We start from the raw sequence: 21,523 nt of genomic DNA on the forward strand, positions 1-21,523 counted from the left end.
GGATTGAAAACCAGTTAGTACAATAAGCGAAGGTAAATCTCGCTAAAAAACTTTCAACGATAACATGCATAAATACAAACACAAGTATGAGGAGTATTTATTCATTTATTGAGGCTAATAAAAAATCAAAACAAACATCTTTAACTACCACACACGCTACAATAAGAAAATGAAGTGCAGTTAATGAATAAAAATATATTCCTTTTATATCTATTAAAAAATAAGAAATGGAAGGAAAAATCAAGAGGTTTACCTATTAAAAAGATCAAAATTTAAGTTGCGGCCGATACCAAAGAAAGAGAAAGTATAATACAACTAAATAAAGCCTGAACGGGTCATGAGCATATGAAGAATATCCGGAAAAGTTTTTATGCTATCCCTGTGTTAATATTGCTTGTGATTTTTACAAGCTGCGAGTTTGACTGCGCATCGTCTGAACAGTGCCAGTTAAAACCGGATGCAGGACCTTGTTTTGCTGCTATGCCCAAATATTATTATGATACAAAAGAAAAAAGATGCAAAGAGTTTACCTATGGAGGGTGTGGTGGGGTAGTTCCTTTTCAAACGATGGAAGAATGTAAGCAGTGTGAGTGTAAGTAAAGAGTATATGAGCTATCCATCAAATGCTATGATAAACGCATGAAATTAGTAAAGCGGATTGTAGGTATAACCGGTACCATTATACAATAAGAGCGGCAGGTTGTCTTATTCTATACTTCAAGATTCCTTCAAAAAGAAGTCCTTTCTTATGTGTAGTATGCATGTATAGGTTGCAGAACATACTCATTGCAGTTATGAAATCTTTGTATGGAAAAAGATGCTTTGTTTTTATCTGCCGGTACATGAAAAATCTGTCCAGTAAAATGACTATGGCCGGAAAAATGATTATATGTATGCCATCGACGGATCAGGCTTTACTTTTTATACAAGTGAGTTATTTTTAGCATTATTATACTACCTTTATTATAATTATACTACCTATTTATTCTTTCCTAAACCTTTATGAAAACCCTTATTTTTTTACTCCTGTTCACTAGCCAGCTTGTTCCCATGGCTATAGCCCAACTGAAAAACGATACCTCTCCCAGTGTTAAAACAGCACAGGGCTCGTTAGAAGGAATCACTGAAAAGAGTGGTATCCGTGCTTTTAAAGGTATTCCCTTTGCTGCGCCGCCGGTAGGTGAGTTACGCTGGCAGGAACCTAAACCTGTCAAGTCCTGGCAGGGTGTCCGGAAAGCCGATAAGTTTGGTCCACGGGCCATGCAGCGGGCTGTATTCGGAGATATGAATTTCCGCTCTAATGGCATGAGCGAAGATTGTTTGTATCTGAATGTGTGGACACCTGCCAAATCTGGGAATGAAAAACTGCCGGTACTGGTCTATTTTTATGGTGGTGGTTTTATCGCCGGCGATGGCTCAGAACCCCGGTACGACGGAGAAAGTATGGCCCGGAAAGGCATTGTTGCTATTACTGTGAACTACCGTTTGGGGGTATTTGGCTTTATGGCACATCCGGAACTCACCAAAGAATCTCCCCATAAAGCTTCCGGAAATTATGGCTTAATGGACCAGAGTGCTGCCCTCAAATGGGTACAGCAGAATATTACTGCTTTCGGAGGTGATCCTAAAAAAGTGACCATTGCCGGCGAATCAGCTGGGTCTTCCTCAGTAAGTGCCCAGATGGCTTCTCCGTTATCAAAGAACCTGATTCATGCCGCAATTGGTGAAAGTGGGTCTATGCTCTCCCTGCAACCAGCTACTACCCTTGCTCAGGCCGAAGAAATGGGCGTAAATTTTGCAAAGATGATAGGTGCCACTTCACTGTCCGCTTTACGTGCTATGCCAGCCGAGCAATTACTGGAGCATACTGCTAAACCCGAAACACCCCGGTTCAGGCCTATGGTGGATGGCTATTTCTTGCCTAAATCTCCTCTTGAAATTTTTACTGCCGGCGAGCAGGCTAAAGTCCCCTTCCTGGCAGGATGGAACTCAGAAGAATCAAATTACCGGTCTATCCTGGGAGAAGAACAACCTACTCCGGAGAATTACCAGAAAGCGGTGCAGAAGCTATTTGGAGAACGTGCCGAAGAAATATTGAAACTGTATCCGGCGACTAGCCAGGAGGAAGTATTACAAGTTGCGACTGAACTGGCAAGTAACCGGTTTACCGGCTATAGCACCTGGAAATGGATAGATATGCACAGCAAAACTGGTGGCAAACCAGTATACCGCTATTATTATACCCGTCCACGGCCTCCTATGACACCTGAGATGGGAGATGCAGCCGCAGGCCTGGCTGGAGGTGTAGTAAGAGGCGCTGAAGCGGCAAAAATCCCGCCATCCCGGGGAGCAGTACATTCCGCAGAAATTGAATATGCCATGGGTAATCTTTCTACCAATAAGGTCTTTTCCTGGACACCGGAAGATTATAAAGTATCCGAGTTAATGCAGGAATACTTTGCCAATTTTATTAAAACCTATAATCCGAATGGACAAGGTTTGCCGAAATGGCCGGAAGTGACCAACAATGGCCCTGTACAGGTAATGCATATTGATGTTACCACAAAAGCCCAGCCTGAGCAAAACAGGGAACGCTTTCTGCTACTGGAAAAGGCTAATAAGCAATAAGCGAATCAGCAGTTAACAAAACTTAAGAATTAAAAACTCCTTTTGCCCAGGCTATATTAAGCAGTGGCAGAAGGAGTTTTTAATTTAATAGGAAAGGTTACTGATTTATTGCCTGTATTTTATCGCTAGAATGAGTAAGATATTGCTTTTGCTTTTTCCGGGGATATTCCTTTCTAATTATATTCCTTCAACATCCAATCGAAAGAGGGTGAATAACCTGCTTACAGCCAGTACTTATACAAAAGCATATGTATAGGCGATCAGTTACCCAAACACTGACAACAGAAAAACGAATAAGTATTAATTGCATCCTACTTATGATGAGGACTTCTACGCTTGATCCTTACAGAAAAGTAAAGGGATTGTTAGAGGCAATATGCGTGATTTTGGTACCAGGAACTTTTGGTTGTAACCATTTGGCGGCATATTCCATCCCGGCTTCTTCGCTCACTGAATGACTGAGTATTAGTAAGGACGTTTTTTGCCCCATCAACTGCCCGTCTCTTACCCGTTCCACCGTTTCCCATTCCCTGGTTTCTCCGCTTAAGATTAAATCTGGCTTATATTGCCCGATGGCCGCTATTTGCATTTTGCTGTCCATATACCCGAATGCCAGGTAAATAGTCCGGCAAGTCTGTTTTAAATCCCCTACCAGCCTGACTGTGGAGATGCCCAGTTTGGCTTTGGTGAGCGCTACGATGGATTGTATAGACATTGGTTTTGGCAAAGTGAGAAAGCGGGGAGTATTTGCATCAAAATAGCTTTCCCATCCCAGTTTGATTAAATTACCCATAATGATGCCGTCTGGCTGGTGCCTATGCCAGTAATCATGAAAGCGCCAGATGGCTATTTTATGTTTATTGAGTAAGTCAATTTTATACCGGTAAGCTTCATCCTGCTGCAGCCATTCTGTTTCATCCTGGTTGTTGTAAAAAGGAGTTTCATGGGCAATGATAAAATTAGCTCCGGCTTTGGCTGTTTTCTCAATTACTTCTATGGTAGGAAACATCGTAGTGACAATACCGCTTATTTCCTGTTCCATGGTACCAGACCGTAACTGATCGACGGTGGTGGCAAATGGCGCATTGGGAACTTCTTTAAGAATGAGGTCAATTACCTGTTTTACCGTATAGGTACTGTTTTTTGGACTGAGGCTTTCTGCCATAGGTATGCCTGGTATAGCCATTACCACCGAAGTGCCTGCCAGGGCAGCAGCTGCAGTTAAAAATTTTCTTCTTCCATACAATTGGTGATTGCTATTCTTTTTCATGATAAGATCTGGTGCTTAAATTCAAATAGGGTAAATCGAAAAAGTTATTCAATATTATTTATTTCACAGACCTGATGGCGGGTTTTATTGTCCATGCCTGTAGTTTGGCTAATTCCATTAAAGCTGGTGCATGCCATCCTTTAGGAAAAAGCCATCCCCACAACTGCTCGCTATCCTGGGCAATATACTGAGTAGAAGAAAGCCTGGCCGGTTTAATCTGTATCACTTGAGGAAGATTCCCTTTTGTGAGCGCAGGGATAAGCCCGGCAATAGTAGCCAGATATGCCTCAGGTGAGATTCCCTGGGAACCTAACCAGACAGTAGATGGGATGCGTTTATGTTTTTGTATATAATCTGCTACATCGGTGGCTGTGCGTTGCCACTGACTCCAGGTGGTCTCAGGTAAACCTTCCCCAATGAGAGCCTGCTCGCTTGGACCGAAAACCGGAGTTGGAAGTGTGAATGATTGATTGACTTTGCTATCCGCTGTATAGGTAGCAATTCTGCTATTGAGTAAGGTGAAAATTTCAGCAGCTGACAGCGAGAACTGATTCCGAACCTGAAAGGTAATGCTGTCAGATATACTTCGGGCTATCTCGTCAAGCTCTTGATGTGTAAATGAATGCTTTAGGGATTTATCTTCATACAACGCCAATCCATCACGGGCTGTTAAAAACCGCACATTGGTTTGTTGTTTGATCCATTTGAGGTAATTATGAAATGTTTCGAAGGCAACTTCAGTTTGTTGAGGAGTTTTCTGACGGGGTAATTTCCACTCCTCCCGACCAGGATTCTCACCATTGCTAAAATTTACCCCATCCCAGAACTCCTCATGCACCCACTCACAAGGATGATAATAAATATGAACCGCACCTCCGCCCTGGGAAAGTACTTTTTGTTTAGCTGCCAGGAATACTTTCTTTGCTTCCTGCAGGTCTTTTTTGCCGCCTAGTTCTGCACGCAAGGTATGCTGCAGGTGAAAAATAGTGAGAATGCCGCCATACCAGAGGGGCTGGTCATTCAGGTTCAGATGGCTGCCTGCATCCAGGTAAACAGGGATTTTCATCTGCTGCAAGGCACCAAAAGATTGCGGCCCCCAGGAACTGCCAGGCTGGCCATAGCAGCTGGGATGCTGACCAAAGATACGCTCCAGGTCTTTTACACCCGATTCTTCCCTGCGTACAAATTCATCTATTCCTTCCTCCCAACCCAGGGCTGATAAATACTGAGCAGGCGTAGGATGTACACTATGCCAGTTGGAATGGTAGCCGATTTCATGTTTCTTAAGTGCATCAATCACATCCTGACGGCCCCTTTTCTCCAGGGTACGTGCTTTTTCACCCACTACTTTAAAGGTAGATTTTATCCCTTCGTTAGATAACATGGTAGCCAGACGAAGGGCGGCATCGTCACTGGCTGGCAACAGGTAATCTTCTGTATCAAACCACAGGTAGATATCCATGGTTGGAGAGGCAGCAGGGGTGTTAACTTGAGTTGATACAGACTGGCTATTCACTTTTGGAGCGATACTGAATAGCATTAAAATAAGGAATAGGAGCGGTTTAGTCATGTGTGTAGAATATAGCCTAATATATAAAACTTATGCTAAAGCGCATTAATTAGAACATGAAACCTGAACCTTACTTATTTTTTCTTACAGCTTAATGCTGGCCGCTGTTTATTTGTGTATTACTTCTCTTTTTCTTTAGCACCTAATCCGGCTTTTTGCAGAGATTCCATGGCAATGGCCGTCATGTCGAGTTCGCCTTGCTGTTGCTTTAACACCGATGCAAAATGTTCGCTTACGAGTTGAGCCAGGGGCATGGGTATATTTTGCTCAGCGGCCGCCTCCCTCACCAGCCGGTTGTCTTTAGCCGCTAATTGCAGGGAAAAGGTAACTTCATCGAAACGTTTTTCGGCAATTTTCTTTCCATAGTTTATATAAGGCGGACAGGCAAAAATGGTATCAGTCAGCATGGTGAGTACCTGTTTCTGGTCCAGCCCGTGTTTTTCGGCCAGAGTTAATCCTTCTGACATGGCTTCCAGTGATGATTGTATCATAAAGTTGCCGGTCAATTTTACCAGGGTAGCTGCGGTAGGTTCTTCTCCAAAATCATAGATGCCTTGCCCCATTTGTTCCAGTACCAGCTGTATCCTGGATTTAGCCTGACCTGAGCCAGAGACACAAATCCATAATTTTTTATTTATAGCGGCTGCCGGAGGACCAAAAACCGGGGCAGCCACATAATAGTTGCCGTACTGCAACTGCCGGGTTGATAATTTCCGGGCGATATCCAGCGACAGGGTACTCATCGATATATGCACGCCGTCTTTCCCTAGTTTCCGGCAAAATTCATCACTGATGATCTCATCCAGCACCTGGTCATCAGAAACCATGGTAATCACTACGCCTCCCGGGATTATGGTCTCCAATGGTGAGTTTGCCAGCCGGGCACCAGATTTAAGTAGTTGTTCAGCTTTAGCAGGGGTGCGGTTATATACCGTCAGTGTATGTCCGGCATTGAGTAAGTTTTGTGCCATCGGAAAGCCCATTCTTCCCAGGCCGATAAATCCTATGTTCATGGTGGTTTAATTAACTGATTACATAATATAGCTGCTTCAAAAATAAAAAGATAGCCTATAGAATCCTATTGGGTAGGAAATAGCTTTTTACAGCAAGAATTTCTCGACTATAGCTTGTCTTTGCACTAATTATCCTTGTCACAAATAGTTTGGATGTAAGGGGTATATACATTGTACTCCCCATTCTTTTAGATATTTAATTTGCATTTACATTCATTCAGCTCTATCTTGTATGAATATTATTATTTTGTTAAAAACTTTAATTTTAGCGATCTTTCCAGATAAGCACCGCCTGACAGACATTTTCAATGGAGCCAAAGATAGAATTTGATGCATCTGATGAAGTGATCCATGCCCGGTATGCCCATACCAGGCATACTGACCCACCGCCTGCTAACAACCCGGCTATGCCTGAACAGCGTCCGGAAGAGCTGCAGGTGTGGACTAATTTTAAAAATGGAGACAAACAGGCCTTGGCGCAGATTTACACTTCTACAGTGAAAGCCTTACTGAATTATGGCCAGAAGTTTATTGCCGATAAAGACATTGTAGCAGACCTGATTCAGGATCTTTTTATAGAAATCTGGAACCATAGGGAAAATTTAAGCAGTACTTCTTCCATCAAATATTACCTGTTAAAAGCCCTCCGTTATAAAATCATCCGGCATTTGAACCAGAACAAGCATATTTCTGTCAGAAACGGGATATCGGATAACTATACATTTGAACTGGTTTTTTCCCACGAAAGCCTGTTGATCGAAGACATCTCTCAGGAAGAAGAAAAAGAAAAACTTTCCCTGGCCTTAGCACAGCTCACCAAGCGACAGAGGGAAGCCATCTACCTGCGTTATTATAATAATTTAAGTTATCCTGAAATTGCCTCTCTGATGGCGGTAAGTGAGCAGGCGGTGTATAATCTGGTGTCTAAAGCCTTAAAATCTCTTCAGCAATATCTCCTGCACAATATTTATCTGTTCCTGCTTTCCTGCTATTTATTCTAAGAAAACAATCTGTAATACCTTTTCCATTCTCTATCCGGCATCGATTATTTCTTGCATGGTATCATCTACGGACACATTCAGTTTTATAGAACAAATTAGCCATAATTTTTAATATTGTTAATTAAATTTACTATTTGTTAGCATTTATATAATATTATTATCGAATAATTAATAAAATTGTAATATTTCATTATTCTTATATTTTTTTGATTAGAAATGAGACTTGCCTGTCATATAGAGTAAATGCCTGGAACCGATACCTGCAGACATTTATCTGATCTCTATATGAATTACAACAATTACACTTCTGAAGATTTTGCAGCAGACGCGTATTTCCGGAAATGGGTACAATCTCCCGATGTAGATTCAGACATATTCTGGCTGAACTGGCTGGGGCAAAATCCGGATAAACAGCAAACGGTGACAGAAGCAAAAAAACTTGTTCACGCTTTCCAGGTGCAGGAAAATGAGTATAGCGAACAATTTATTGCAAAACTTTGGCAGAATATTGATTCGCAGATTTCCCATAAACCTGTGGTTCGTCCATTGCCTGTTGTCCAGGAAAACCGGGTGAACAGATTCTTCAACCAGTATAGAAAAATGGCAGCTGCCGTCATATTCCTGCTGGCAGCGGCTGCCTTGTTTGTTACCCTGTACTCCTTACCTGAAAAACATACCACTGCGTTTGGGGAAACAAAAACTATTATTCTGCCTGATAACTCTGTAGTCACGCTGAATGCCAATTCTACGCTCAAATATTCCACGGACTGGGACAAAAAGGAATTGCGGGAAGTATGGCTGGAAGGGGAGGCTTATTTTCATGTACAGAAACAGCCTGCCAGGGTACCTTCTCAAACCGGAACTAAATTTATTGTGCATACCGGCTTAATGGATGTGGAAGTATTGGGTACAGAATTCAATGTGAGCACCCGCAGAGGCAAAGCCCAGGTCGTACTAAATTCAGGAAAAGTGAAGCTGAACAGCGACATTGCTGGAAAATCCAGTACCATTTTTATGGAACCCGGGGAGCTGGTAGAACTTTCAGAAAGCCATGCCAGCTTTACCAAACGGGTAGTAAATCCCCAAAATTTCTCTGCCTGGAAAAACAAAAAACTCATCTTCGATAAAACACCTATTACGGAAATCGCAAAAATTCTGGAAGATACCTATGGCTGGAAAGTCACCATCGCCAATGATCAGCTGGCTTCTATGACATTTACTTCTACCATCTCGATAGAAAAGCCGGAAGTACTTTTACAACTGTTATCCGAGTCATTTCACGTCAATATTACTAAAAAGGGGGATCAGGTCACCATAGGAAAAGCAGAGTAAATGGCTGATACACAATAAAATATTCATTTTGAGCCATATTGAACTGGCAGCCAAAAGTTTGATTTTCAAATATATCAGTCTTATAATTTTCTAATTCCCAAACCAGAATACATCAATATATTTTAACACCTAAATCTTATGCTATATGAACATTTACTTACTTGGCAAACGGATTAACCTCCCCAAACTAAGGAACCGGCTATTGTTAATACTGCTCAACTCTTGTATCACCGGTGCTGCATTTTCTCAGGATCTGGCTTCTGTTGAAAATCTGCCGGTTCAAGGCACACTGCCTAAGCGATCGCAAAACATAAAGTCGGTCCGGGATATTCTAACTGACTTATCTTCCAGGTACCATGTGCAATTTGCCATCAATGACAAAGTAATTGAAAACAAGTTTGCCGATGTGACCAAACTCAGAACGGCCACCCTGGAAGAGGCGCTTACTTCGCTGCTGAAACCATTAAAATTATCGTACAAAAAAGTAGATAATTATTATGTCATTCAGGAAACTGCCACTGAACAGAAAGAGGTAAAAAAGATAGACCGCCGGACCAGCTTTACAAATACTTCAGAATCTACCTCGCTTTCGGCTCCCACGTTTGAAAAAATAATTCAGCAACTCAGGATATATTCAACTATAAAAGCCATCTCTATCCGGGGTAAAGTAACAGACGAAGCCAACATGGGTTTACCAGGTGTAAACGTCCTGTTAAAAGGTACAACGAATGGTACTACCACTGATGCAGAAGGAAATTATTCCTTGTCGGCTCCCGATGGAGATGGCACCCTGGTATTTTCTTATATTGGCTATGCCACACAGGAAGTCCCTGTAAATAACCAGACGGTGATCAATGTGGTGCTGCTGGGTGATGTGCAGTCGCTGCAGGAAGTAGTGGTGGTAGGATATGGTACCCAGAAGAGAGAATCGTTAACTGGTTCTATTGCCAGCATTTCCAGCAAAGACCTCGAGCAAGTAAAAGCTTCTACCGTCAGTGCCGCTCTAGCCGGAAAAATTCCAGGCGTTTCCTTTCGGATGCCGGATGGAAGGCCAGGCGCAAGTGCCAATATTCAGATCCGTAACCTGGGAAATCCCCTGTATGTAATTGATGGGATTCAGAAAGATGAAGGGCAATTTAATAATATCTCTCCCAATGATATTGAGAGTATAACTGTACTGAAAGATGCCTCTGCTTCGGTATATGGTTCCCGGGCTGCTAATGGCGTAGTGATTGTAACCACCAAACGGGGTAAAGCCGGAAGCGGCAATACCGTAAATGTGGATGCGTATTATGGATGGCAGAACTGGTCGAGGTTTCCTGAAACAGTAAATGCCTATGAATGGATGCTTGGAAAAGCCGATGCCGAAATGAACCAGTTTGGACGGACAGATATTACGCCTGCCGAACTGGAAAAATGGCGGGCAGGCACAGAAAAAGGCTATCAGAGTTTTGACTGGTACGACTTTATTATTAAAGCCAATGCCCCTCAGAGTTCCATTAATGTAAATGCAACCGGTGGCTCCGACAGGATTAATTATTATTTGTCTGTGACCAGATTAGATCAGAGTTCTGTATTAGGCCGGGAATTCACCTTTGCCAGGACCAATATCCAGTCTAACGTAGATGCCAAAATCAGTGACCGTTTAAAAGTAGGCGTACAGATCAACGGACGGATAGAAACCAGGGATCAGCCTGGCGTACCCTATGCCGATGACTATTGGATGCCCCGATTCGCCCTGTTCCGCAACCGTCCCACCGAACGCCCCTATGCCAATGATAATCCCAATTATCCGGCAGATATTGGCCACAATGAAAGCAACTGGGCGCTGTTAAACAAAAAGATTTCTGGGTACTGGCGGGAAGACTGGCGGGTATTACAAACCAACTTTACCGGCGAATACCAGCTGCCACTGAAAGGATTAACGGCCAAAGGAACCTACTCCTATTACATAGCTGACCGGCTGATGAACGGGCATGAATATACCTATGATGCCTATACCTATAATGATCAGACGGATGAATATGTACGGACTGGCGGAAGTACGAATCCCTGGCGGGAACGGGGGACACATAAGAATCTGGAACATGTGTTGCAGGGACAGTTGAGCTACAACAACACCTTTGGAAAACATACCGTAGGGGGGACCTTCGTGGCAGAAAGAATTCAACGGAGAGAACTCGATGTATGGGTACACTCCGTACCAAAAACCAATGTACTGCCCATTCTGCAATTTGCCGATATGGATACCTATAACGACAGCGATTTTGAACAAGCCAGAGTAGGGTATGTAGGCCGTTTTACCTATGATTATGCCAACAAGTATTTTCTGGAACTGGCCGGACGGCAGGATGCTTCCTGGAAGTTTGCGCCAGAAAAAAGATGGGGCTTTTTCCCTTCGGTTTCTGCCGGGTGGCGTATTACTGAGGAACCATTTTTTCAAGGTCTGGGCCTGAATGTGCTCAATGACTTAAAAATCAGGGCTTCTTATGGGCAATTAGGAGATGATGATATTCAGAATGGCTTTGGTGCTTACGACTATATAGTTGGCTATAATTATCCGGCTTCTACGGTTGTTCTGGATGGAACGGTTATATCCGGTGCCCGCCAGAACAGAGCCGTACCTACGACCAATATTTCCTGGTTTACCAGTACGATGGGCGACATTGGCCTCGACTATGCTTTTTTTGACAGCCGTATTTCTGGTTCCCTTGACTATTTCTACAGAAAACGGTCGGGCTTATTTCAAACCCGCTACGATGTACTGGTACCCAGTGAGTTAGGATATACCCTGCCGGCCGAAAACCTGAGAAGCGATGCACAGACGGGAGGAGAAGTATCGCTGGCGTATACCAGCAAGATCCGTGAAGTGCAATTCAATATTGGCGGCAATGTTTCCTATTCCCGGAACCGGAATCTGGCCTCGTATAAACCCCGTTTTGGAAATTCCTGGGATAATTACCGCAATTCCATAGAAGACCGGTGGAGCGGCACCTACTGGGGATATGAAGTGTCGGGCCAGTTCCAGTCGCAGGAAGAGATCAATACTTATCCGGTAAATATAGACGGGCAAGGCAATAAAACGCTGCTTCCAGGTGATCTGATCTATAATGATGTAAACAATGATGGGGTGATTAATGATTACGATCAGCGGCCTATCGGCTATCCCAGAGACAAAAATCCAACCATCAATTTCGGAATTAATCTTTCCGCTTCCTGGAGAGGATTCGATTTCCGGGCTGATTTCTCCGGCGGAACGATGTATTCCTATAACCAGGGCTGGGAGATGCGGTGGCCTTTCCAGAATACAGGAAACTTATTATCCCAGTTTTATGAGGACCGCTGGCACCGGGCAGACCCTTTTAATATGGATAGCGAATGGATACCTGGCAAAAATCCTGCCTTGCGGTTCAACGATGGCGGACACAGCAATAATAGCCGGAATTCCGACTGGTGGCTCACCAATGTACGCTACCTGCGCATGCGGACCATGGAAATAGGTTATTCAATCCCTGAAGCCCTGCTTTCCAGAGTGAAGATTAAAAGAGCCAGGATTTATGTCAATACTTATAACCTGTTCTCCATAGATAATGTGAGCAAGCTGGGCGTAGAACCAGAAATTATGGATGAAAACGGGCTGCAATATCCGCAAAACCGGCTGGTCAATATAGGAACCAATCTTTCTTTCTGAAATCACAGGCATAGCACATAACCGCTAACCTCCTAAAACTTATGAGAAAATATATCACGATAGTAACAATATCCCTGCTTACCCTAATCTGGGGCTGCAACGACGATAAATTCCTGGACAGACAACCTACCAATATTCTGCTCAACGACCAGGTATGGAAAGATGATGGCCTGGTGTTATCGGTGCTGGCTGACTTGTACGGACGTTTTCCGGATTACCAGAATATTAGCAACTGGGAACGTTTTGCCGATTTTGATGAGGCCTTTGCTTCTGCTTTTGGCGAGTATGGCCGTCACCGCAACCAGGATTATGATTATGCTTCCTGGAATTACTGGGATTATGGATACTTACGGGAGATCAACTTGTTTATCCAGAAATGTGAAGCCGCTACTGAACTTCCCTCCAGAGACAGGTTTCTGGCAGAAGCCCGTTTTCTACGCGCAGGTCTGTACTTTGAAATGGTAAAAAGTATGGGAGGCGTGCCTTTAATTCTGGAGCCCTTGACGTATGACTTCAGTGGTGATCCTACGTACCTGAGAACACCCAGATCCAAAGAGCATGAAATCTATGATTTTGTGATCAGCGAAATGGAAGCCATCAAATCTGTTCTTCCCGATGATGGGAATATAAAATCCAGGGCAACCAAAGGTACTGCCTTAGCCATGAAAACCAGGGCAGCGTTATATGCAGGCGCCATTGCCAAATATGGCACCACAACACCGCAGGTATCATTGGCAGGTGGAGAAGCAGGTATTCCCGCTTCCATGGCAGCCAGCTATTACCAGACAGCACTTACTGCAGCTCAGGAAATCATAGCGGGGGGTAAATATGCACTCTATAATAAAAAACCTGACCTGGGTGAAAATTTTGCCAGCATTTTTTATGATAAGAATAATAATTCCGAAGTGATCTTTGCCAGGGATTTTAAATTAAAAAGCGGCAGTGTTCATAATTTTACCATTGTGAATCAGCCGCGTTATCAATCTGAGGAACAGGAGGGAGGCAGGATCAATCCTTCGCTGAATCTGGTGCAATCCTTTGAAAAAATCGACAATACCTATGCCCCTTTTGCCACCACCGATGGAGCCGGCAATCCTATATATTACGATAACCTGACCGATATATTTGCCAGCAGGGATGCCAGGTTATATGGAACGGTTATTTTGCCGGGAACCCAGTTTAAAGGGAAAGATGTAGAAATATGGGCTGGTTATCAACTGGCAGATGGAGGTATATTGACAGCCGACCAGTTTGGAGGAAGAAAAACACTTCCTGGAAAAACAGCTGATGAGCAGGTAGTTGGATTCAGTGGCCCTATTGATAACCTGGAGTTCAGCGCCCAGACCGGCTTTTATATCCGAAAACACATGGACCCTCAGCCTGGATCAGGCCAGAGAGGCGTACAAAGTGATGTATGGTGGATTCGCTACCGCTACGCCGAAGTATTGCTCAATGCGGCCGAAGCCGCTTTTGAATTAGGCCAGGCTGGTGTAGCGGCTCAATATATGAACGAAGTACGTGCCAGAGCCGGGCTCACTATACCTCTGGCGGCCGGAGATATCACTTTCGACCGCATGGTGCACGAACGGAAAGTGGAATTTGCCTTTGAAGGACATCAGCTGTGGGACATGAAACGCTGGCGTCTGGCGCATGTTGTATGGAATGGTGCTTCCATGGATATTAACAACCTGAAAAGCAACATAGGAGATGCAGAAAAAACCAGCACCATGCCTTTTGGTCTGTGGCCGTACAAAGTATATAATCCCGGCAGTCCTAACCATGGCAAATGGGTTTTTAAAGAAATAAAACCCAGCCAGGCTACCAATGCAGACCGGTTCCGCCTGGGTAACTATTATTCCAGAATAGATGATGGCATTGTCAATAACAATCCCCTGATCGTACGAAATCCTAACCAGTAAACAGGTTCAACCCAGAAACTTAAACTATTATGAGACAGATATTTCAATATATACTATGGATGGCGCTGGGCGGTCTGGTAGCTTCCTGTGACTACGACAATTATGATCCGCCTAAAGCGTCGCTGCAGGGTAGAATCGTGTACAATGGCGATCCGATAGAGGTGGCCTATAATGAAGTGACTTTTCAACTGTGGGAACCCGGCTGGCAGACTAATATTCCCATTACGGTAGCAGTAGGCCAGGATGGGGCATATTCCGCTCTTTTGTTTGATGCTACCTATAAAATGATTTTCCAGAAAGGCCAGGGACCTTTTATGTCGCTTACCAATGACCAGACCAGTTCAGATACCATGGTTGTGAATGTAAAGGGAAGTCAAACGCTGGATATTGAAGTAATGCCATATTACATGATCCGGAGTCCACAGTTTTCGGCCAGTGGACGTACGGTTAATACTTCCGGCCGGCTGGAGCAAATTATTACCGGAACAGATGCCAAAACAGTGGAAAGGGTTTCCCTATACATCAGCAAAACGCAGTTTGTAGATGGCCGTACCAGCATTGCCACCAAAGATTTGAATGGAACTGACATTACAGATCTGAACAATGTCGCCTTGAGTGTGGAGGTACCGGCGATAACGCCAACCCAGAATTATGTATTTGCCCGGATGGGGGTAAAAATCAATGGGGTAGAGGATATGATATTCTCCCCCGTTCAACGAATAGATCTGCCCTAATTATTAGTAAGCAAAAGGAGAGTGTATAAACCTGTATATTACTCACCTTTTGCTTTTTTCTTTTTATTTATCTTTTGTATGCTTTAATTTGTTTGAATTTCAAACGATTCAAACCTTTTAACTGATTCCTGATACCACCCATGAAAAAAACCTGTATTTACCTATCCTTTTTTCTGTTCATTCAAATCCACCTGATCCAGGCGCAGCAGAGCAACTGGAAAATGGTCGAGGGGAAAATTGCTTCTCCCTGGGCAGAAAAAGTAAATCCGGCCAGTCCCTTGCCCGAATATCCCCGTCCGCAAATGGTACGGGAGAACTGGATGAATCTGAATGGCTTATGGGAATATGCGCTGCTGCCCAAAGCACAGGGAGAAAGTATGCCTTCTGCCTTTGCCGGACAGATACTGGTTCCTTTCGCGGTAGAGTCGGCTTTATCGGGGGTAGGAAAAACAGCCGGAAAAGATACCTTGCTCTGGTACAAACGGACGGTAAATGTGCCTGCAAAGCTCAGAAAAGGAAATGTGTTATTGCATTTTGGCGCCGCCGACTGGCAATGTGATGTATTTGTAAATGGCAAAAAAGCAGGCAGCCATCAGGGTGGATATGACCCGTTTTCCTTTGATATTACTCCCTTGCTCAAAGGAGGAAACCAGCAGGAGATCAGCGTAAAAATATGGGACCCCAGCGATGATGGCCCGCAGCCCAGGGGCAAACAGATCAAAAATCCGCATGGCATCTGGTACACCCCGGTAACCGGAATCTGGCAAACGGTATGGCTGGAATCTGTTCCCAAAACTTATATTGCCACCACTAAACATACGCCTGATATTGATAAACAAACCATTACTGTTCAGGGCCAGGTGCAAAATGGGCAATCAAGCGACCGCTTAAGAGTAACTGCCTGGGATGGAAAAAACAAAGTTGCCCAGCAGGAAGTAACTGCCTCAGAGCAGGCGGTATTACAGGTGGCTAATCCTAAATTGTGGTCACCGGATACCCCGTTTTTATACGATCTGACAGTAGCCGTGGTACGCAATGGAAAAGTGGTTGATGAAGTAAAGAGTTATTTTGCCATGCGTAAAATTTCCATGCAGCCTGATAGCAAAGGCATGCTGCGGATGCTGCTCAATAATAAATTTGTATTCCAGTATGGACCTCTGGATCAGGGATGGTGGCCAGATGGCTTGTATACCGCTCCTACAGATGAAGCCCTCAAATTTGATATTGAAAAAACCAAAGAAATGGGTTTCAACATGATCCGCAAGCACGTAAAAGTAGAACCTGCCCGCTGGTATTATTACTGTGATAAATTAGGGATGCTCGTATGGCAGGATATGCCAAGTGGCGACATGGGCAACCGTTGGGATTCCCGTCCGGCGATTATTGGCCGTGCTACAGAAAAAGACCGTACGGCTGAATCCGAGCAGATCTACCGCACCGAATGGAAAGCCATTATGGATGCCAATTACAATTTCCCTTCTATTGTGGTATGGGTTCCCTTTAATGAGGCCTGGGGTCAGTTTAAAACCGAAGAGATCACCAAATGGACGATGGATTATGACAAAAGCCGGTTAGTGAATAGTGCCAGTGGCGGTAATTTCTTTGAAGTAGGCCATATCATGGACCTGCATAACTACCCGGAACCTGCCATGCCCCGCCCGGATTTGTTTGGGGCCAAACAGGTTATTGTACTAGGTGAATTCGGCGGTTTAGGCTTGCCTGTAGTAGGACATACCTGGCAGCAAAAAGACAACTGGGGCTATCAGACTTTTAAAGATGCGGATGAATTGTATGCCAAATATGATGAATTTATGACCAGCCTCGAAGGCATGATCGGAAAAGGTTTATCTGCGGCTATATACACCCAGACAACCGATGTGGAAGTAGAAACCAATGGCCTGATGACTTATGACCGGAAAGTGATCAAAATGCCCGAGGCCAAACTGAAACAAATACATAGCAAACTGTACAATCCGGCACTGGGCAGTTTGAAAGAATAAACAGGTTCCGAATGGTTCAAAAGGGGTACCCTGCTAAGTGACCAGGCTACCCCTTTTGTATTTTTACTTGCCTGTTGGCTACTCTATTAAAAATGAAAGAATACAGAAAGCTTACAAATTGGACTATTGTTTTCAATCTGTTGATTGTCATTGGGGCAGGACATGGCATAGGTATACTAAGTTTAATTGAAGTTTTTCTTTTGCCAGAAATACTTGTTGATGGTCTTACATTTTCTTTTCAGTCAACCTATGAGAAGAGATTAGAAGTAGCAGCATTGCTTTCTATATTGGGTCAATGTATGTTAATTAGCTCATATTTTATTAAGGTAGATGCAATCAAGTTGTTAATAAAAATATTTAGTATAGGTATTTTATGGGTAGGATTTATTTATCTGACTTATGATTTTACCTCTAATTCTGCTGCTAATTTAAGTTTGATAACAGGAATACCATTTTTGATAATTTCACTCTTACTCATGGTAAGGCAATCAATTCACTTTATTATATGGAAAGTGGAGACTGCAGACAGTAAATAAATAAAGTTAAAATATAATAGCTAAAACTAAATCCGAACATCATTTTTGGCATAGCTGCATAGGCCAAAGCAAATGCCAAAAGTATGTGTGAGTTCCTGCACCATTTCCTGGCAAAATGGCTCAGAATATTGTTGAGAATTATACCTTTGTTCATGCAATTACGACTAATGTTCAAATATTTTTTCTTTAGCCTCCTGCTGGTAAGTAGTATACCCGCGATACAAGCTCAATCTGATAAGTCATCCAAACGAGTAGCCACCTACCGTAATCCGGTGATCAAAGGAGATATTGCTGATCCTTCTGTAATCCGGGTAGGAGATACCTACTATGCGACCGGAACTTCCTCAGAATGGGCACCTCATTATCCGATTTTTCAGTCCAAAGACCTCGTTAACTGGGAGCAGGCAGGCTATGTTTTTCCAACTACTCCCGAATGGATGCTGTCATCCTTCTGGGCACCAGAGCTATATTATCACAACAATACTTTCTTTGTTTATTATACAGTTAAGCGGAAAAGCGACGGAAAATCCTGTATTGGCGTAGCCAGTACCAAAGACATTAAGAAAGGATTTACCGATCATGGCATTGTGGTGGAACATGGCTCAGAATCGATAGATGCCTTTATAGTCAATGACAATGGGCAGCTCTACATTTCCTGGAAAGCCTACGGACTGGATAAACGGCCCATAGAAATACTCGGCAGCAAATTATCGGCCGATGGCTTAAAACTACAGGGACAACCGTTTACCATGCTGAAAGAAAATCCGGACGAAAAAGGCATAGAAGGCCAGTGTCTGGTAAAGAAAAATGGATACTACTATATGCTCTATTCTGCCGGAGCATGCTGTGGCCGGGGTTGCAGCTACAATGTCCGGATTGCCAGGGCAAAGTCTATCAGCGAGCCATTTGTGCGCTATGAAAAAAATCCATTACTAGACAAAGATGAACAATGGATGTGTCCCGGACATGGCACGCTGGTGGAAACAGTTGATAAACGTACTTTCTATCTGTATCATGCTTATAATGCCTACGATCATGTATATACCGGCAGGCAAGCCATGATCGATGAACTCGTATGGGATGAGGCAACGGGGTGGCCTTCTTTCAAACATGGGACAAGCCCTTCCATACAAGCCAGTATGCCTTTCTCCAACACAAGCCAGCAGAAATCCTACGAACTAAGCGATACCTTTGAGGGGGCAAGCCTTTCATCTTATTGGCAATGGAATTTCCGTTCCTGTTCGCCTGTTGCCAAACTGGAAAAAGGCAATCTTTCCCTGAGTGGAAAAATCAGTTCAGCTAATCAAACCGGAACAGCCATAACGATACGGCCGGTAAAAGGTAACTATGAAATCAGTACAGAGGTAGTTAATCAAAATTCCTCCACTAAAGGATTGGTTTTATATGGAGATTCCAGCCAGGCGGTAGGGATAGGGGTAAAAGGAGATAAGCTGGAGGTGTGGGAAGTGAAAAATAACGAGCGAAAAGTATTGCAGGCCGAACCTATACAAAGCCAGTCGCCTGTTCAACTTAAAATGAGTGTGGAAAATGGCTTTATGTGCCGCTTTTTCTGGAGTGCTGATGGCAAGAAATGGAATGAAATAAAACTTCCTGGAAGTGTTTCAACTTTTTACGATGGCAGCTTTTTACCCCAGTGGGACAGAAGCCCCAGAGCAGGGTTAATTCAGTATGGAGAAGAAAACCAGCCAGCCAGCTTTTCCTATTTCACTATCAAGTATTAGAATCGTTGTTGGTTGTTAGACGCAAAAGAATTAACAGAGAATTTTTAATGGAACCAGCTAAACTCACAGTTAGACAAAAAATAATTTACCAAGGATTAATATTTGGCCTTGGATTATTGACCCTCTACTGTATTGACAAGTTTGGTGGTCAAATAACTAAGTCCTATAGTGTCAGTGATGGCTATATACTTTTATCTACATTAGTAGTTATAACAGTAATGACAATACTAGCTAGTAGATATATTGGTACAAATCACGCGAAATGGACTGCCGTCATTGCTTCCATTTTTGAGACCGCATTTGGACAGTTGATTTTAATAGAATCAGCCAATTTACCTCAACCTTGGCCACCAGTCTATTTGTTTTCCATTATATTGTTTGCCGGTCTCTTTTATTTGTATGCAGGTCTTATAAACTTATTCGTGAAACAAAAATACAGCGCCTAATACTTCATTGAAATACTCTATTTAATTATTATGGTCATTAACAATAATTAATATAAAAAATTCCATGCGTGATGGCCCGAAAAAAAAGCGGGCAATGCGTAAGCCCTGAGCGGGGAAGCATTGTTTTTTCTAGATTTTTCTTTGCTTACTTTCTTTGTAGCAATGACAAAGAAAGTAAGGACGGCGTAAGAAGAAAATATAATATGCATCAATCTAACAATCCAAAAGTATATAAAATAAACGTCAATAAAATACATTTCACCTAAAAAGCATGAAACAATTACTTATTCTATGTTTCCTGGGCTGTTTTACCATAAGCGCCTATTCACAAAGCACAGCCGTACAGAAGGAAAAAGCAGCGAAAGGAAAAACCAAAGACAAAAGCGGTAATCCAATTTTTCCAGGCTGGTATGCTGATCCGGAAGGAATTATTTTTGGGAATCAATACTGGATTTATCCCACCTATTCTGCCAAATATGAGCAGCAGGTATTCATGGATGCCTTTTCTTCTACCGACCTGGTCAAATGGACCAAACATGAACGCATTATAGATACTTCTGCCGTAAAGTGGGCTAAAAAGGCGATGTGGGCACCGGCTATTCTTGAAAAAGAAGGCAAGTACTACCTGTTTTTCGGAGCCAATGACGTGCACGAAGGCGAAATTGGCGGCATTGGGGTAGCCGTAGCCGATAATCCTGCCGGGCCTTTTAAAGATTTACTGGGCAAACCGCTTATTGGCGAAATCCACAATGGTGCTCAGCCCATCGATCAGTATGTGTTCAAAGACAAAGACGGGCAGTATTATATGATCTATGGCGGCTGGTCACACTGCAATATTGTGAAATTGAAAGATGATTTTACCGGATTTATTCCCTTTGAAGATGGCACTACCTATAAAGAGATTACGCCCAAAAACTATGTGGAAGGCCCGATCATGTTTATCCGCAACAACAAATACTACTTTATGTGGTCAGAAGGCGGCTGGACAGGCCCGAATTACTCCGTAGCCTATGCCATCGCCGATTCTCCCTTTGGGCCTTTTGAACGGGTGGGTAAAATTTTGCAGCAAGATCCGAGTGTAGCCACCGGAGCCGGACATCATTCTGTATTGCAGGTTCCCGGAAAAGACCAGTGGTACATCGTCTATCACCGCAGGCCACTTGGAGAAACGGATGGCAATCACCGAGAAACCTGTATCGACAAGATGGAGTTTGATGAAAAAGGTTTGATCAAACCTGTTAAAATCACCTTTGAAGGTGTATCCAGACAGCCGTTGAAATAGTCATTGGTCAGTTGTCATTTGTCATTGGGTTTTCATACAACTCCTGCTAAGTGTAGTTTCTGACTATACTTTCATAAGTACCAGACTTAGTCCGGTTAAACGCAAAACTAAGTTTTGCACCTGATCAAGTATAGTTTTAAACTATGCTTAGCAAGAATTAAAATCTTAAAGTCATTTTTGAATTATATTAGCTTTTGCAGGAGCCACCTTATACAACCTTTGGGTCAGCATGGGCTATGGGTGGGTTGTATAGAGGGACGGATGCGAAAGCAGGGCCCGTCCGGCCTAGGAGGACAAAACAATTGTGCGCAGAATATTAGTTTTAAAGTCGAATTCCGAATCGCAAACATAACAATCTA

At 43.3% G+C, this 21,523-nt stretch carries 15 protein-coding genes; 12 read left to right on the forward strand and 3 right to left on the reverse strand.

From position 1 onward, the window contains the following. Window positions 1-480: 480 nt before the first annotated feature. Entirely contained in the window at window positions 481-600 is a 120-nt protein-coding gene (locus GXP67_RS38360) for a BPTI/Kunitz domain-containing protein (RefSeq protein WP_232064624.1), read from the forward strand. A 402-nt stretch (window positions 601-1,002) separates the two neighbouring features. Next, entirely contained in the window at window positions 1,003-2,628 is a 1,626-nt protein-coding gene (locus GXP67_RS26815; RefSeq protein WP_162445972.1) for a carboxylesterase/lipase family protein, read from the forward strand. A 343-nt stretch (window positions 2,629-2,971) separates the two neighbouring features. Here the strand turns inward: GXP67_RS26815 and GXP67_RS26820 are convergent, their stop codons facing one another. The 3 genes from GXP67_RS26820 to GXP67_RS26830 all read right to left on the reverse strand — a co-directional run bounded on the left by GXP67_RS26820 (window position 2,972) and on the right by GXP67_RS26830 (window position 6,481). After that, a complete protein-coding gene (locus tag GXP67_RS26820) occupies window positions 2,972-3,898 on the reverse strand; it encodes a Nif3-like dinuclear metal center hexameric protein (protein ID WP_162445973.1) in 927 nt (308 codons plus the stop codon). A gap of 58 nt (window positions 3,899-3,956) precedes the next feature. After that, window positions 3,957-5,468 (reverse strand): polysaccharide deacetylase family protein, encoded by a 1,512-nt coding sequence (locus GXP67_RS26825; RefSeq protein ID WP_162445974.1) that lies wholly within the window; start codon window positions 5,466-5,468, stop codon window positions 3,957-3,959. 119 nt (window positions 5,469-5,587) lie between these two features. Continuing rightward, the gene (locus tag GXP67_RS26830) at window positions 5,588-6,481 is read right to left on the reverse strand and encodes an NAD(P)-dependent oxidoreductase (RefSeq protein ID WP_162445975.1); all 894 of its coding nucleotides are present in this window, start codon (window positions 6,479-6,481) and stop codon (window positions 5,588-5,590) included. A gap of 308 nt (window positions 6,482-6,789) precedes the next feature. Here GXP67_RS26830 and GXP67_RS26835 point away from each other — a divergent pair, with 308 nt between their 5' ends. The 10 genes from GXP67_RS26835 (at window position 6,790) to GXP67_RS26880 (ending at window position 21,164) form a co-directional block, all read left to right on the forward strand. Further along, window positions 6,790-7,482: an RNA polymerase sigma factor gene (locus GXP67_RS26835; protein WP_162445976.1), complete on the forward strand. Its 693-nt coding sequence runs from the start codon at window positions 6,790-6,792 to the stop codon at window positions 7,480-7,482. A gap of 285 nt (window positions 7,483-7,767) precedes the next feature. Further along, window positions 7,768-8,814, forward strand: coding sequence for a FecR family protein (locus GXP67_RS26840; RefSeq protein WP_162445977.1), 1,047 nt, complete (start codon window positions 7,768-7,770; stop codon window positions 8,812-8,814). A 145-nt stretch (window positions 8,815-8,959) separates the two neighbouring features. After that, a complete protein-coding gene (locus tag GXP67_RS26845; protein ID WP_162445978.1) occupies window positions 8,960-12,505 on the forward strand; it encodes a SusC/RagA family TonB-linked outer membrane protein in 3,546 nt (1,181 codons plus the stop codon). A 41-nt stretch (window positions 12,506-12,546) separates the two neighbouring features. Then, a complete protein-coding gene (locus GXP67_RS26850) occupies window positions 12,547-14,424 on the forward strand; it encodes a RagB/SusD family nutrient uptake outer membrane protein (RefSeq protein WP_162445979.1) in 1,878 nt (625 codons plus the stop codon). Between the two features lie 29 nt (window positions 14,425-14,453). Next, window positions 14,454-15,158 (forward strand): DUF3823 domain-containing protein, encoded by a 705-nt coding sequence (locus tag GXP67_RS26855; protein ID WP_162445980.1) that lies wholly within the window; start codon window positions 14,454-14,456, stop codon window positions 15,156-15,158. A gap of 140 nt (window positions 15,159-15,298) precedes the next feature. Continuing rightward, entirely contained in the window at window positions 15,299-17,158 is a 1,860-nt protein-coding gene (locus GXP67_RS26860) for a glycoside hydrolase family 2 protein (RefSeq protein WP_162445981.1), read from the forward strand. A gap of 92 nt (window positions 17,159-17,250) precedes the next feature. Further along, complete coding sequence (locus GXP67_RS26865; protein WP_162445982.1) at window positions 17,251-17,694, forward strand: hypothetical protein; 444 nt, start codon at window positions 17,251-17,253, stop codon at window positions 17,692-17,694. A 152-nt stretch (window positions 17,695-17,846) separates the two neighbouring features. After that, window positions 17,847-19,436, forward strand: coding sequence for a glycoside hydrolase family 43 protein (locus tag GXP67_RS26870; RefSeq protein WP_162445983.1), 1,590 nt, complete (start codon window positions 17,847-17,849; stop codon window positions 19,434-19,436). 47 nt (window positions 19,437-19,483) lie between these two features. Beyond that, on the forward strand, window positions 19,484-19,882 hold the full coding sequence (locus GXP67_RS26875) for a hypothetical protein (RefSeq protein ID WP_162445984.1): 399 nt from the start codon (window positions 19,484-19,486) through the stop codon (window positions 19,880-19,882). A 271-nt stretch (window positions 19,883-20,153) separates the two neighbouring features. Continuing rightward, window positions 20,154-21,164: a glycoside hydrolase family 43 protein gene (locus GXP67_RS26880; protein ID WP_162445985.1), complete on the forward strand. Its 1,011-nt coding sequence runs from the start codon at window positions 20,154-20,156 to the stop codon at window positions 21,162-21,164. Window positions 21,165-21,523 lie beyond the last annotated feature (359 nt).

Source organism: Rhodocytophaga rosea (genome assembly GCF_010119975.1).
In the GTDB taxonomy this organism is placed as follows: Bacteria; Bacteroidota; Bacteroidia; order Cytophagales; family 172606-1; genus Rhodocytophaga; species Rhodocytophaga rosea.

Bases quoted from the DNA above. Each gene is read 5' to 3' on its own strand.
- GXP67_RS38360 (WP_232064624.1), top strand. From the start codon at position 481: ATGCCCAAATATTATTATGATACAAAAGAAAAAAGATGCAAAGAGTTT.
- GXP67_RS26815 (WP_162445972.1), top strand. From the start codon at position 1,003: ATGAAAACCCTTATTTTTTTACTCCTGTTCACTAGCCAGCTTGTTCCC.
- GXP67_RS26820 (WP_162445973.1), bottom strand. From the start codon at position 3,898: ATGAAAAAGAATAGCAATCACCAATTGTATGGAAGAAGAAAATTTTTA.
- GXP67_RS26825 (WP_162445974.1), bottom strand. From the start codon at position 5,468: ATGACTAAACCGCTCCTATTCCTTATTTTAATGCTATTCAGTATCGCT.
- GXP67_RS26830 (WP_162445975.1), bottom strand. From the start codon at position 6,481: ATGAACATAGGATTTATCGGCCTGGGAAGAATGGGCTTTCCGATGGCA.
- GXP67_RS26835 (WP_162445976.1), top strand. From the start codon at position 6,790: ATGGAGCCAAAGATAGAATTTGATGCATCTGATGAAGTGATCCATGCC.
- GXP67_RS26840 (WP_162445977.1), top strand. From the start codon at position 7,768: ATGAATTACAACAATTACACTTCTGAAGATTTTGCAGCAGACGCGTAT.
- GXP67_RS26845 (WP_162445978.1), top strand. From the start codon at position 8,960: ATGAACATTTACTTACTTGGCAAACGGATTAACCTCCCCAAACTAAGG.
- GXP67_RS26850 (WP_162445979.1), top strand. From the start codon at position 12,547: ATGAGAAAATATATCACGATAGTAACAATATCCCTGCTTACCCTAATC.
- GXP67_RS26855 (WP_162445980.1), top strand. From the start codon at position 14,454: ATGAGACAGATATTTCAATATATACTATGGATGGCGCTGGGCGGTCTG.
- GXP67_RS26860 (WP_162445981.1), top strand. From the start codon at position 15,299: ATGAAAAAAACCTGTATTTACCTATCCTTTTTTCTGTTCATTCAAATC.
- GXP67_RS26865 (WP_162445982.1), top strand. From the start codon at position 17,251: ATGAAAGAATACAGAAAGCTTACAAATTGGACTATTGTTTTCAATCTG.
- GXP67_RS26870 (WP_162445983.1), top strand. From the start codon at position 17,847: ATGCAATTACGACTAATGTTCAAATATTTTTTCTTTAGCCTCCTGCTG.
- GXP67_RS26875 (WP_162445984.1), top strand. From the start codon at position 19,484: ATGGAACCAGCTAAACTCACAGTTAGACAAAAAATAATTTACCAAGGA.
- GXP67_RS26880 (WP_162445985.1), top strand. From the start codon at position 20,154: ATGAAACAATTACTTATTCTATGTTTCCTGGGCTGTTTTACCATAAGC.